The following is a 14,659-nucleotide window of genomic DNA, read 5'->3' on the forward strand; positions in this document are numbered from 1 at the left end:
GCAGGTAAACTAAAGAGTCCGCTCATTAGATCAGAGCTTTTTGACTTCTTGTTAATCAATACCGTAACAGTGCAACAAACGAAAGGTTGTTACATACGCTTATCAACAGGACTTAATTGTTTTCCTTTTGAGAAGAACTTAGGAACAGCACGAAAATNNTAGTTGAATAAGCGATTCATTTAAAGCGTTTTAACTATTTGAAAAACCTGAGAAACCTCGCAGAAGCAGCGAAGCTAAATCGCAGTTTATTTTCTGCGCAATACTTAGACAAACTCTTAAGGCTTGAGCACCTCAAAAGCTGCCGAAATCTCCTTCTGACCAAAATAGACCGTTTGCATCCCTCTATGATCGAGAATACGTAGCTGCTCATCACCTTTGGCAGTACGGTAAATCCATTGTGAAGCTGATATACCTGCCGTTTGTCCAGACAAAAATTGCTGACCAACGTCCTGAGTATAAAGTTCGTAATCAACCCTTTGATAGGTTATTTCTGCGGGTGTGGGCGTCGTATCAAAGTCTAGTGCCAGCTGCTGAGCCTTGGTGAATTCTACCTCTAAAAACAAGTAGAACAACCCTTTGTCTTGTATAATGTAAAGCAATGCGTGCTGGCCATCTACGGCTGCTAGTTGAAGCTGTCGATCTGTATTACCATCATTCCATTGATGAATACTCAAGTGAGATACTTCAAAAGTACGGCTTCCATAAGTGATAAAATCGCCTACTTCAGCAACCTCTACTCCTACTCTACCCGAAAAGCCTGGTGCTAGGTTCGGACTTCTGCGGCGAGTGCCCGGTAGTTCTCCGGAAGCTTTAGTCTGCCCTGTCATCTCTCCTATCACGGGTTGATCTGGAATACCCAAGTAGTCCTCTATTGACCGCTCCAGGTGGAGTAATTCTTCTGGCGTCGAACTCACATTCGGGAGTAAGGTTACAATTTTCCCATCCATAAGTTGGGCACTCAGAACATGATATTTATGCCCCTTATTCCCTGTTTTTTCCCGGACAAATAGCTGTTGCAAATCCCGGACTCCTATTTCCTTATTGCCTTTCGGCCAAGGAAGTGGACCATGTTTCACTGAAAGCGTTCGTTGATCAGCCCGGATAAGGGTCTTGTTCACAAACAAACAAATAGTATAGTAAGTAAGTCCAACACCTACCGCCACATGAATCAATGGGAAAAGGAAAAACATTGCAGGCATTCCCCCTCCTTGAGAAAGGCCGATGCCGTACCACATAATCAGAAATCCATCCCAGAACAGGCAAAAGAAAATAAGAAAGTAAGCAATTGGGTTCCGCCAGCGATAGCTGATGGCCAGCTCAAAGTTAGTTCGAGAAATTTCAAGACGTTTCATCTCAGAAAGATAAATAAAAAATCATTCAAAATCCTAAAACCAAAATCCCGAATCCTGCCAAAGCAAGATCCGGGATTTTCTTTATTAATCGATTAACAGTTTTCCAACTGTAACCTGCTAATAGTCTTCCATTTCCTCCATTTCCGCACGGCGAGTTTCCCAGGCTTCCTGAGCTTCTTTCGTCGTTACGAAAAGGCGGTTGTATTCACGTAAACCAGTACCAGCAGGGATCTGCTTACCGACAATAACGTTCTCTTTAAGTCCCATCAGGCCATCGCGCTTAGCACCAATCGCTGCAGTACTCAATACTTTAGTCGTTTCCTGGAACGATGCAGCTGAAATCCAGCTTACGGTGCCCAAAGAAGACTTGGTAATACCCTGTAGGATAGGCTTCGATGTCGCAGGCTGAGCATCGCGGTACTGTACAATATTTTTGTCATTACGCTTGAGGTAAGAATTCTCTTCCCGTAATTGACGTACTGTTACCAACTGTCCAGCTTTCAACTTGATTGACTCACCAGCATCCAGAATAACTTTCTTATCGAAAATCCAGTCATTCGTTTCCAGGAAGTCATAGCGTTCTACCGCTTCCCCTTCAAGGAATGGCGTATCACCTGAATCTTCAATCTGTAAACGACGCATCATCTGGCGTACGATCACCTCAATATGTTTGTTATTGATGGTGATACCCTGTGAACGGTATACTTCCTGTACTCCATTTACAAGGTAAGTTTGTACAGCAAATGGGCCTTTGATATTCAGAATATCACGAGGAGCAATTGCACCATCTGACAACTGGGTACCAGCTCTTACAAAGTCACCTTCCTGTACCAGGATGTGCTTAGAAAGATTGATCAGGTACTTGCGGCGCTGCTCATCTTTAGCCGTTACAATCACTTCGCGGTTACCACGCTTGATTTTCGGACTAAAGCTTACAATACCGTCAATTTCAGAAGTAACTGCAGGGTTGGATGGATTACGTGCTTCGAAGAGCTCTGTTACCCGTGGTAAACCACCGGTAATATCCGCAATCTTACCCATCTGGCGAGGAATCTTAACGATTTTATCACCAGGCTTTACTTCCTGTCCCTCTTCTATAGAGATATAAGAACCTACAGGTAAGTTGTAAGAACGTAGCTCTTCACCTGCCTTAGACAAAATCCGGATCGTAGGAATCTTACGGCTCTTCTTTGAGTCGATGATAACCTTCTCAGCATAGCCGGTCTGATCATCACGTTCCACCCGGAAAGTAATACCTTCTTCTACATCATCGAATTTAGCAACACCACCAAATTCAGAAATGATCACCGCGTTGAAAGGATCCCACTCACAAAGTGCATCACCTTTTTCTACGGTTTGACCATCCTTAACCTTCAATGTTGCACCATAAGGAATGTGATTAGAACCATATTGACGCCCAGTTTCTGGATCAATAAAGCGAATCTCACCCGTCCGTGATAGTACTACTTTTACTTTCTTACCAGAATCATCAACAGACTCCGTGAAACGGATACCATCAAATTCCAGTTTACAAGCAAATTTAGAGGTCAATTCTGACTCCGTCTTGTTTACACTCGCAATACCACCAACGTGGAAAGTACGTAAAGTAAGCTGTGTCCCCGGTTCACCAATCGACTGAGCAGCTATAATACCTACGGCATCACCTTTTTCAGTAATCCGACCGGTAGCCAGGTTTTTACCATAACACTTGGCACAAACACCACGCTTAGTTTCACAGGTAAGTACAGAACGGATGTATACCGTTTCTACACCTTCTTCTTCTATATAGCGTGCCGTAGATGCATCAATATATTCTCCTGCTTCCAGGATCATCTCATCCGAGATCGGATGAACAATATCATGTAATGTATAACGTCCCTCGATCCGAGAAACCAATGGCTCAATAACCTTTTCGTTATCTTTCAATGCCGTTGTTTCCAAACCACGTAGGGTAGTACAATCTTCTTCCATGATGACAACATCCTGAGAAACATCTACCAAACGACGTGTCAGGTAACCTGCATCCGCCGTCTTCAATGCCGTATCGGCCAAACCTTTACGAGCACCGTGAGTAGAGATAAAGTACTCAAGTACCGACAGACCATCGACGAAGTTCGAAAGGATCGGGTTTTCAATAACGGCACCGCCGCTATCACCAGATTTTTTCGGCTTAGCCATCAGTCCACGTAATCCACACAACTGCTTAATCTGCTGCTTCGAACCACGTGCGCCGGAGTCAAGCATCATGTAAACAGAGTTGAACCCTTGCTTGTGAATCGACAACTCTTTCATCAAGGTATCCGTAATACGATTATCCGCATACGTCCACTTATCAATGATTTGGTTGTAACGCTCATTATTGGTGATCAGACCCATATTGTAGTTATCCCACACTTCGTCCACTTCTGCCTGCGCCTGCTCAAGCATGCTCAGTTTAATGGATGGGTTGATCAAATCACCCAAGTTAAAGGACAAACCACCTTTGAAGGCCCAGCTAAAGCCCATATCCTTGATCTTATCAAGGAAGGTAGCCGTAACACCAAAGTCAGTACGTTCTAGGATATCTGCAATAACCTTCTTAAGGTTCTTCTTAGTCAAAAGGACGTTGATATAAGGAACCATTTCTGGAACTGCCTGATTAAAGAGTACCCGTCCGGTAGTCGTTTGAATCAGCTTGATAACCATGTTATTGTCCTCATCCTCAACGCGTGCTCGCACCTTGATAGCTGCGTGAAGGTCCAACTGGCCTTCATTATAAGCAATCATTACTTCTTCCGCAGAGTAGAAAGCCTGGCCTTCGCCTTTAACCTTGATCTCCTCGGTAGAGTGACGCTCCTTGGTAATATAGTACAAACCAAGTACCATATCCTGAGAAGGTAGAGTCACCGGCGTACCGTTCTGAGGGTTCAGCATGTTGTGTGCAGAAAGCATCAACACCTGAGCTTCTAGAATAGCAGCCTGACTCAATGGTACGTGAACAGCCATCTGATCACCGTCAAAGTCGGCGTTGAAGGCTCCACAGACCAGTGGGTGTAACTGAATTGCCTTACCTTCAATCAACTTAGGCTGGAAAGCCTGAATTGAAAGGCGGTGAAGCGTTGGCGCCCGGTTTAGAAGCACCGGATGGCCTTTTAGTATATTTTCGAGAATCTCCCAAATAATAGGCTCTTTGCGATCTACCAATTTCTTAGCTGACTTAACGGTCTTAACGATACCGCGTTCGATCAACTTACGAATGATAAATGGCTTGAATAACTCTGCCGCCATTCCCTTAGGAATACCACATTCGTGCAGGTGCAATGTAGGCCCTACAACAATTACAGAACGACCAGAGTAATCAACACGCTTACCCAAAAGGTTCTGACGGAATCGACCTTGCTTACCCTTTAGGATATCACTCAATGACTTCAGCGCACGTCCGCCTTCAGCTTTCACTGCATTGGACTTACGTGAGTTGTCAAATAAAGAGTCGACAGCCTCCTGTAGCATCCGCTTCTCATTACGCAGAATTACTTCTGGCGCTTTGATTTCCAACAATCGCTTAAGACGGTTGTTACGGATGATTACCCGACGGTAAAGGTCATTCAAATCAGAACTTGCGAAACGGCCACCATCTAATGGTACTAGCGGACGCAATTCAGGAGGAACAACTGGTAAGTACTGGATGATCGTCCATTCAGGGCGATTCTCCACCCGCGTCTGAGCATCGCGGAAAGCTTCTACTACCCGCAGACGCTTCAGTGCTTCTGACTTACGCTGCTGGCTAGTTTCTGTATTAGCCTGGTGACGTAAATCAAAAGATTGCTGGTCTAAATCAATACGCATGAGCATATCACGCACAGCATCAGCACCCATTTTGGCGATGAATTTGTTCGGATCACCTTCTTCCAGCATTTGGTTTTCTGCCGGTAGCGTATCTAAAATATCCAGGTATTCTTCCTCTGTCAACAATTGGCTAACCTCAATTCCTTCTTCACCTTTGATACCGGGCTGAATCACTACATAACGCTCGTAGTAGATGATAGACTCCAGTTTCTTAGAAGAAAAACCTAAGAGGTAACCAATCTTATTAGGTAAAGATTTAAAAAACCAAATATGAACAACAGGAACCACCAACTTGATGTGTCCCATCCGCTCGCGCCGTACTTTCTTCTCTGTCACCTCAACACCACAACGGTCACAAACGATGCCCTTGTAACGAATACGCTTGTACTTACCACAGTAACACTCGTAGTCCTTTACAGGGCCGAAAATCCGCTCACAGAAAAGACCATCACGCTCCGGCTTGTACGACCGGTAGTTGATTGTCTCAGGCTTCAATACTTCACCATAAGAGCGCTCCAGGATGTCGTCAGGCGACGTCAGGCAAATGGTGATGTTACTAAAGTTCTGGTTTTGGATAGGATTATCTTTTCTAAATGGCATATCAACTATTTTGAAAAACCAATGCAAATTTATTTCTGAGGTTAAGGGTTTTCGTAATACTCCGAAGAGATCCGAAAACCCTTAACGAGGGGCACGTTCTTAGTCGAACTTGATATCCAACGCCAGACCACGTAATTCGTGCATCAATACGTTGAATGATTCAGGAATGTTCGGTGTCGGAAGGTTGTCACCCTTCACGATAGCTTCGTAAGCTTTCGCCCGTCCCTGAATATCATCCGACTTCAGTGTCAGTAATTCCTGAAGAATGTTACTGGCACCAAAGGCTTCCAGTGCCCATACTTCCATCTCACCAAAACGCTGACCACCAAACTGTGCTTTACCACCCAACGGCTGCTGAGTAATAAGCGAGTAAGGTCCAATCGAACGTGCGTGCATCTTATCATCTACCATATGAGACAACTTCAGCATGTAAATCACACCAACCGTTGCTTGCTGGTGGAAACGGTCGCCCGTTTCACCGTCATACAGGTACGTTTGTCCCAAGGATGGTAAACCTGCTTTTTGGATATAAGATTCGATTTCATCCTGGCTAGCACCATCGAAAATCGGGGTAGCGAACTTCACTCCCAGTTTTTCACCGGCCCATCCCAGTACTGTCTCAAAAATCTGTCCAAGGTTCATCCGTGAAGGTACACCCAGCGGGTTCAGTACGATATCTACAGGTGTTCCGTCTTCGAGGAATGGCATATCTTCCATCCGTACGATTCTTGATACAATCCCCTTGTTACCGTGGCGACCAGCAAGCTTATCCCCTACTTTCAGCTTCCGCTTCTTAGCTAGATAAACTTTAGCCAGCTTCAATACACCTGCTGGTAATTCATCACCAATAGAGATGTTGAATTTCTCCCGCTTATGCCGACCGATTTCCTCGTTAACCTTGATGCTGTAGTTGTGCAACAAGCGAGCAATCAGTACATTCTTTTCCTTATCATCAGTCCAACGCGTATAGTCTACTGTAGTGTAGTCAAGATCACGGAGGATCGACGGTGATAACTTCTGTCCTGCTGGAATCAACATTTCTCCGTAAATGGTTTTTACACCTTTAGAAGTCATGTCAGCAACTAGAACGTTGAGTTTATCTACCAAAATCGTCTTGAGCTCGTTCAGCGCAATCTTGTGCTGATCCTCCAGCTTAGAAAGCTGAATTTTCTCCTGCTCCTTCTGCTTCTGGTCCTTCTTAGCACGTGCAAACAACTGCTTATCAATAATAACACCTTTCAAAGAAGGAGGTGCTTTCATCGAAGCATCTTTAACATCCCCGGCTTTGTCACCAAAGATAGCACGCAAGAGTTTCTCTTCCGGTGTAGGATCACTTTCTCCTTTCGGCGTAATCTTACCAATCAGGATGTCCCCTTCCTTAACCCAGGCACCAACACGGATAATACCGTTTTCGTCCAGATCTTTGGTAGCTTCTTCACTGACGTTAGGAATATCGTTGGTCAATTCTTCTTCCCCCAACTTCGTATCACGCACATCCATTTCGAAGTGCTCAATATGTAAAGAGGTAAAGATATCTTCCCGAACAACGCGTTCAGAAAGTACGATCGCATCCTCAAAGTTGTAACCTTTCCAAGGCATAAATGCCACTTTCAGGTTTTGCCCTAAAGCCAACTCACCTTTTTCTGTAGCATAACCGTCACACAAGATCTGGCCTTTTACTACCCGCATACCGCGCCGTACAATCGGCTTCAAATTCACACAGGTTCCTTGGTTAGTACGCAGGAACTTGGTCAACTTGTAGGTTTTGCGGTTGTCTTCGAAAGAAACAAGCTTCTCTTCATCGGTACGATCATAGCGAATAACGATTTCATTCGCATCCACATAATCAACCACACCATCGCCTTCAGCGTTGATCAACATCCGCGAGTCACGTGCCACTTTTCCTTCCAATCCAGTACCTACTACCGGAGAACTTGGACGAATCAATGGAACTGCCTGACGCTGCATGTTCGATCCCATCAGGGCTCGGTTGGCATCATCATTTTCCAAGAACGGAATCATCGATGCCGATACCCCAACAATCTGGTTAGGTGCAACATCCATATATTCGATCTCTGCAGGTGTCAACACGGGGAAATCACCGTGCTCACGACATTTAACACGATCACTTTCAAAAGCCCCCTGCTCCGTTACCGGTGCATTAGCCTGTGCAATTCTTTTATAATCTTCCCCTTCAGCAGAAAGGTAGATAGGCTCACCAGCCATTACCACATTACCTTCGTCAACAGCGCGGTAAGGGGTTTCTAGGAATCCCATTTTATTCACCTTTGCATGTACACAAAGGGTAGAAATCAAACCAATGTTCGGTCCTTCCGGTGTCTCAATAGTACACAGACGCCCATAGTGACTATAGTGTACATCTCGCACCTCAAAACCTGCCCGTTCACGACTAAGACCACCAGGCCCAAGTGCTGAAATCCGCCGTTTGTGGGTAATTTCCGAGAGTGGGTTCGTTTGATCGAGAAACTGAGACAGCTGGCTGGTACCAAAGAATGAGTTGATTACGCTAGACAATGTCCGGGCGTTGATCAAATCAACAGGAGTAAAGACTTCGTTGTCACGTACGTTCATCCGCTCGCGGATCGTACGAGCCATCCGTGCCAAACCAACACCAAACTGGGCGTACAACTGCTCACCTACAGTACGTACCCGACGATTAGACAAGTGATCAATATCATCGATCTCTGCCTTTTGGTTCATCAGGGCTACCAAGTAGGTTACAATTGCAATAATATCCTCCTTCGTAAGTACCAATACTTCGGTAGGCGTTTCCAACTCCAGTTTTCTGTTGATCTTGTAACGACCAACCTCACCTAGGTTATAACGCTTATCAGAGAAGAACAACTTATCAATAATACCACGAGCCGTTTCTTCATCCGGCGGGTCGGTACCACGAAGTTGCTTATAAATATACTGTACCGCTTCTAATTCTGAACTAGAAGGGTCTTTTTGCAGCGTATTGTAGATAATGGAGTAATCCATATCAATTTCATCCTTCTGCAAGATGATGGTATCCATCTCTGCATTCAGAATCAATTCGATATTACTTTCATCCAGAACAATATCACGTTCAAGAATGATTTCGTTACGCTCAATGGTTACTACTTCACCAGTATCTTCGTCAACAAAGTCTTCCGTCCAAGAACGTAACACTCGAGCAGCGAGTTTACGGCCCAGAGAAACCTCCAAACTCTCGCGAGAAGCAGACACCTCATCAGCGAGATCAAAGATATCGAGGATAGCCTTGTCGGTATCGAAACCGATAGCACGTAGCAACGTCGTCACAGGGAACTTCTTCTTACGATCAATGTAAGCGTACATTACCGTGTTGATGTCCGTTGCAAATTCCATCCAGGCACCTTTGAAAGGAATAACCCGGGCAGAATAAATCTTAGTACCGTTGGGGTGGAAAGACTGACCAAAGAAAACGCCAGGTGAGCGGTGCAACTGAGAAACGATTACCCGTTCTGCTCCATTTATGACAAAGGTGCCTTTAGGAGTCATGTAGGGAATATTCCCCAGAAATACGTCTTGGACGATGGTCTGGAAGTCAACGTGTTCCTCATCATTACAAGAAAGCTTCAGCTTAGCCTTCAGCGGTACGCTGTAAGTAAGACCACGCTGAATACATTCATCGATGGTGTAACGAGGAGGGTCAACGAAATAATCTAAGAATTCGAGCACGAAAATATTTCGGGCATCCGTAATTGGAAAATTCTCCTGAAATACTTTGTAAAGGCCTTCATTCATCCGATTTTCCGGCGTCGTTTCTAACTGGAAAAACTCCTGAAAGGAACGTAGCTGGATCTCGAGTAAATCGGGAGAAGGAGAGCCTAGTTTGATTTTGCCGAAGTTTACGCGTGCTTCTTCAGCTTTTAGCAGCTTGCCGTTTGACGTCATGTGCAAATTGCGTTTTTTATTCCCTATCCGATGACTGGTCGGGGCGGGATGATTTTGCTATACAGTCTTATGACTAAAGAACTCACCAAAAAAATTGTATATCGACAATTACCAGGCAAATTCTATGATTCAATCCATTGATTGTATCAGGGCCAACTTAACAATACAATTTAGTGGGCTAAATTGTTGTCAAAGAGGCTACATTTTTATACGACGATAGGCTTAGCCATCGGTATACACCATTAGCTAAGCCTCGTAGTACTTAGTGGCCAGACTTTCCCGAAAGAAAGCCTGGCTACTGTACAAAAGTAGGAAAAATTACTTCAGTTCTACAGAAGCACCTGCTTCTTCCAAAGCAGATTTGATGCTTTCTGCTTCTTCTTTAGCAATTTTCTCCTTGATCGTAGAAGGAGCTCCGTCTACCAACTCCTTAGCCTCTTTCAAGCCTAATCCGAGAAGGTTCTTCACTTCTTTTACTACTTTGAGTTTTGCAGCACCACCAGAAGTAAGAACTACATCAAATTCTGTCTGCTCAGCTTCTGCACCAGCGTCTCCGCCAGCAGCAGGGCCAGCAACAGCTACTGCCGCAGCAGCAGGCTTGATGCCATACTCTTCCTCCATAATAGTAGCCAACTCGCTAACTTCTTTAACTGAAAGATTAACTAGTTGTTCTGCAATTTCTTTAAGATCTGCCATTGTAAAAATATTTGTAGTGTTGGACGATTAAAATTAATCGTGCGCAAACAGCTTGGAAGCCAATTAATTAATTTAAAAACGATTAGCCTTCTTTCTCTTCGAGGGCTTTCAAAAGTCCCATAATGTTGTTGCCACCTGATTGGAGGGCACCCATAACATTCTGGATAGGTGATTGTAGCAAGCCTAACAAGTCGCCAAGAAGTTCTTCCTTAGACTTGAGTTCAGCTAATACTTTAATTTGATCATCACCTTGATAGATTGCGGTATCGATATAAGCAGCCTTAATAAAAGGACGCTCTGCTTTTCCACGAAATTCCTTGATCACACGAGCGGGAGCATTTGCTACCGAAGTGAACATAATTGCTGTAGGCCCTTTGAGTGCATCGAAGAGACCTTCGTAATTACTGGCATTCGGTAAAGCTTCCATCGCTTTACGTGCCAATGTATTTTTAACCACCTGCATCTCGATCCCTTTACTAAAGAGTTCAGCACGCAAGTTGTTGATCTTTTCTACCGATAATGCAGAAGCATCTGTAAGATAGAAGAATTCAGTATTCGAAAACTTCTCCTTCAGTACTTCAACGGCAGCTACTTTTTCTGTTCTGGTCATTGTTTGACAATTTTAGAAGTTAACGAATAGATTTTGGCTCAATCTTGATACCGGGGCTCATCGTACTAACAACCGTTACACTTTTCATGTAATTGCCTTTAGCTGTAGAAGGTTTCATGCGAACAATTGTTCCTAACAACTCGTTAGCATTATCTGTTAATTTCTCCGCAGAGAAAGAAACACGACCGATAGAAGAATGAATGATACCAAACTTATCAACACGGAAAGAAATCTTACCTCCTTTCACATCACTGACAGCAGCACCAACATTAGGTGTTACTGTACCCGTTTTAGGGTTAGGCATCAAGCCACGTGGGCCCAGAATACGACCTAAACGACCAATTTTGGCCATTACTTGTGGCATTGCTACCACTACGTCGAAATCGGTCCAGCCACCGCTCACCTTTTGAATCAGATCGTCGAGGCCAACGTGGTCGGCACCCGCTTCTCTGGCTTCGTCCTCCTTGTCAGGAGTACAAAAAACCACTACGCGCTTTGTTTTACCAGTACCGTGAGGTAAAGTAACCGTTCCCCGTAGGGCTTGGTCTGCTTTACGCGGATCGATACCAAGACGAACATGCACGTCTACCGAAGCATCAAACTTGGTAAGATTTACATCTTTTACCAGTTCCATTGCTTCAGGCAAATCATAGAGCTTGGTGGAGTCCACCTTAGCGTTTGCCGCTGCTCTTTTTTTGCTGATCTTAGCCATGAATAAATAATTGAGGTAGTAACGTTCCGGAAATCACCGGAACTCCCTACTATTGAAAAATATTAATTGTCTTACTCCCAGGGAGGAGTGCCACTAACGGTAACACCCATGCTACGAGCTGTGCCCGCAATCATTTTCATTGCTGACTCGATCGTCATAGCGTTTAAATCCGCCATCTTATCTTCCGCAATTGCCTTCACCTGATCCCAGGTTACAGAGCCTACTTTGTTACGATTAGATTCTGGGCTTCCCTTTTTGAGGTTAGCAGCTTCCATCAACTGTGTTGCAGCAGGAGTTGTCTTGATAATGAAATCAAAAGACTTATCCTTGTAAACAGAAATTACCACGGGTAATAACTTACCACGGGAATCATCTGTTGCTGCGTTGAAGCGCTTACAAAACTCCATAATGTTAACCCCCTTGGCACCCAAGGCAGGACCTACAGGAGGAGCCGGGTTGGCAGAGCCACCACGTACCTGTAGTTTTATAAAAGTTTCGAGTTCTTTTGCCATTGCAATTTTCTTTTCGGAAGTTTATCACCGGTATGTTTCGGGGAAGCGTTTCTAAACAAGTTCAGAACCAAAGCTAACCTAAGTCATTCCTTCCTACCTCAGTAATTAAAATACTTAAGAGGTCTTATCAACCTGCATGAAATTCAATTCAACTTCGGTACCACGACCGAATATTTTTACGATAACCTTTAGCTTCTTCTTCTCTTCGTTCACTTCTTGGATATCTCCAATAAACTCGCTGAAAGGTCCGTCGATAATCTTTACTGTTTCGCCAACGATAAATGGCTCAATCAAAGATTCACCCATATCCTGAGACTCATCCACTTTACCCAACATCCGATTAGCTTCGGATTCACGCATGGGAATAGGATTAGTTTTGCCTAAAAAATGGATAACATTAGGAATGTTAGCAATGGCTTGTACGATTTCTCCTGAGAATCGTCCCGGTACTGCCTCCACTAAAATATAGCCAGGCAAGATGTTGCGCTCGGAAATAACTTTTTTACCATTACGGATTTTGTATACTTTCTCCGTTGGTACAAGTATTTGAGTAACGGCTTCACCCCATTTTGAACGAGAAATCTCAAGCTCAATACGCTCTTTGATTTTGCGCTCTTTACCGCTAATAACCCTTAATGAATACCATCTTTTATCCTCGGACATAATGTCTTGTACTTACTGTTTACCCTCTTTAAACTATTAAACTCCGTAAACCCAACCAGTGCCAAGTTTCGAGATAGCATCCATCACGAGGATCAACAGTGCAAAAATAATAGAAGCAACAATTACTAATATGGTATTACTTTGTAGGCTAGCCCAAGATGGCCAAGTTACCTTGTGTACCAGTTCGTTGTAGCTCTCCCGCAAATACAGCTTGATCTTATCCATTGCTATGAAGTAAAGTATAAATTACATAGGTGGAGAGACTTTCCGAAAAATCGGAATAAACTTTCCCTAGCTCCACCCATTTAGGGTTCTACGAAAAGTAATCTTGCACGGGTGGAGAGACTCGAACTCCCAGCCCCTGGTTTTGGAGACCAGTGCTCTGCCAATTGAGCTACACCCGTGTATAATATAATAGCAAAGTGTTTTTTCTAATCTTTATCAGATAATAACACCGTGTCCATTTTAAACGTGAGAAATCGGAAGGCGAAAAAAATCACCTCCCGACTCCACTTTTTATGCTAAAGCAAGCGTCGTTTTAAGACGATTACTCAATGATCTCAGTAACCTGACCAGCACCTACAGTACGACCACCCTCACGGATAGCGAAACGTAGACCCTTGTCCATAGCGATAGAGTTAATCAAGTTCACCTCCAAGGTAACGTTGTCACCAGGCATTACCATCTCAACGTTTTCTGGCAATACAACATCACCAGTTACGTCAGTGGTACGGAAGTAAAACTGAGGACGGTAACCGTTGAAGAATGGTGTGTGACGACCACCTTCATCCTTACCTAGAACGTATACCTCACACTTGAATTTCTTGTGTGGAGTAATTGAACCAGGCTTACAAATTACCTGACCACGCTTAACTTGGTTCTTTTCAATACCACGAAGGAGAAGACCTGCGTTATCACCAGCTTGACCGCGGCTAAGAATCTTACGGAACATTTCTACTCCTGTGATTGTAGAAGTAAGGTTCTTCTCACCTTCTTTCATCAAACCAATGATCTCAACTGGATCACCAGAGTTGATAACACCACGCTCAATAGAACCAGTAGCAACAGTACCACGACCAGTGATCGAGAATACGTCCTCTACAGGCATCAAGAAAGGCTTGTCTACATCACGCTCAGGAAGAGGAATGTGCTTATCAACAGCATCCATCAGCTCTTTAATCTGAGCTACACCTTCAGCATCACCTTCGATTGCTTTCAAAGCAGAACCAGTGATTACAGCAGCGTTGTCGCCATCGTACTCGTAAGTAGAAAGAAGTTCACGAACCTCCATGTCTACCAATTCCAACATTTCTTCATCATCAACAAGGTCAGCCTTGTTCATGAATACTACAATTGCTGGTACACCTACCTGGCGAGCCAATAGAATGTGCTCACGTGTCTGAGGCATAGGACCATCAGTAGCAGCAACAACAAGAATAGCACCGTCCATCTGAGCAGCACCCGTTACCATGTTCTTCACATAATCGGCGTGACCAGGACAGTCAACGTGACCGTAGTGACGGTCTGCTGTCTCATATTCTACGTGAGCAGTGTTGATCGTAATACCACGCTCTTTTTCTTCTGGAGCAGAGTCAATACTAGAATAGTCTTGAACTTTTCCTGCACCTCCATGCGCTTCGTGAAGTACTTTGCTAATTGCCGCGGTGAGTGTTGTCTTGCCGTGGTCAACGTGACCAATAGTACCAATGTTTACGTGAGGTTTCGACCTCTCAAAAGTTTCCTTAGCCATCAGTTGTTTATTTTTGGA

10 protein-coding genes and 1 tRNA gene are annotated in these 14,659 nt (G+C 44.2%); all 11 read right to left on the minus strand.

Annotated elements, in window-relative coordinates; genetic code table 11:
• Positions 1-275: 275 nt before the first annotated feature.
• The 11 genes from ACRBG0_RS12305 to tuf all read right to left on the minus strand — a co-directional run bounded on the left by ACRBG0_RS12305 (position 276) and on the right by tuf (position 14,641).
• On the minus strand, positions 276-1,352 hold the full coding sequence (locus ACRBG0_RS12305) for a hypothetical protein (protein ID WP_431487185.1): 1,077 nt from the start codon (positions 1,350-1,352) through the stop codon (positions 276-278).
• 117 nt (positions 1,353-1,469) lie between these two features.
• Positions 1,470-5,777: a DNA-directed RNA polymerase subunit beta' gene (gene rpoC / locus ACRBG0_RS12310; protein WP_431487186.1), complete on the minus strand. Its 4,308-nt coding sequence runs from the start codon at positions 5,775-5,777 to the stop codon at positions 1,470-1,472.
• A 99-nt stretch (positions 5,778-5,876) separates the two neighbouring features.
• Complete coding sequence (gene rpoB, locus ACRBG0_RS12315) at positions 5,877-9,698, minus strand: DNA-directed RNA polymerase subunit beta (RefSeq protein ID WP_431487187.1); 3,822 nt, start codon at positions 9,696-9,698, stop codon at positions 5,877-5,879.
• Between the two features lie 318 nt (positions 9,699-10,016).
• Complete coding sequence (gene rplL, locus ACRBG0_RS12320) at positions 10,017-10,394, minus strand: 50S ribosomal protein L7/L12 (protein WP_431487188.1); 378 nt, start codon at positions 10,392-10,394, stop codon at positions 10,017-10,019.
• An 82-nt stretch (positions 10,395-10,476) separates the two neighbouring features.
• The gene (gene rplJ, locus ACRBG0_RS12325; RefSeq protein WP_020534574.1) at positions 10,477-11,004 is read right to left on the minus strand and encodes a 50S ribosomal protein L10; all 528 of its coding nucleotides are present in this window, start codon (positions 11,002-11,004) and stop codon (positions 10,477-10,479) included.
• Positions 11,005-11,023: 19 nt separating this feature from the next.
• The gene (gene rplA, locus ACRBG0_RS12330) at positions 11,024-11,716 is read right to left on the minus strand and encodes a 50S ribosomal protein L1 (RefSeq protein WP_431487189.1); all 693 of its coding nucleotides are present in this window, start codon (positions 11,714-11,716) and stop codon (positions 11,024-11,026) included.
• A 71-nt stretch (positions 11,717-11,787) separates the two neighbouring features.
• A complete protein-coding gene (gene rplK, locus ACRBG0_RS12335; RefSeq protein ID WP_020534576.1) occupies positions 11,788-12,228 on the minus strand; it encodes a 50S ribosomal protein L11 in 441 nt (146 codons plus the stop codon).
• Positions 12,229-12,342: 114 nt separating this feature from the next.
• Positions 12,343-12,891: a transcription termination/antitermination protein NusG gene (gene nusG / locus ACRBG0_RS12340; protein WP_431487190.1), complete on the minus strand. Its 549-nt coding sequence runs from the start codon at positions 12,889-12,891 to the stop codon at positions 12,343-12,345.
• 36 nt (positions 12,892-12,927) lie between these two features.
• Positions 12,928-13,116: a preprotein translocase subunit SecE gene (gene secE, locus ACRBG0_RS12345; RefSeq protein ID WP_431487191.1), complete on the minus strand. Its 189-nt coding sequence runs from the start codon at positions 13,114-13,116 to the stop codon at positions 12,928-12,930.
• Between the two features lie 106 nt (positions 13,117-13,222).
• Positions 13,223-13,295 (minus strand) — tRNA-Trp (locus ACRBG0_RS12350).
• A 143-nt stretch (positions 13,296-13,438) separates the two neighbouring features.
• Positions 13,439-14,641 (minus strand): elongation factor Tu, encoded by a 1,203-nt coding sequence (gene tuf / locus ACRBG0_RS12355; RefSeq protein ID WP_431487192.1) that lies wholly within the window; start codon positions 14,639-14,641, stop codon positions 13,439-13,441.
• Between the last annotated feature and the right edge of the window lie 18 nt (positions 14,642-14,659).

The sequence above is a fragment of the Lewinella sp. genome, from assembly GCF_050633125.1.
Taxonomy (GTDB): domain Bacteria; phylum Bacteroidota; class Bacteroidia; order Chitinophagales; family Saprospiraceae; genus Lewinella.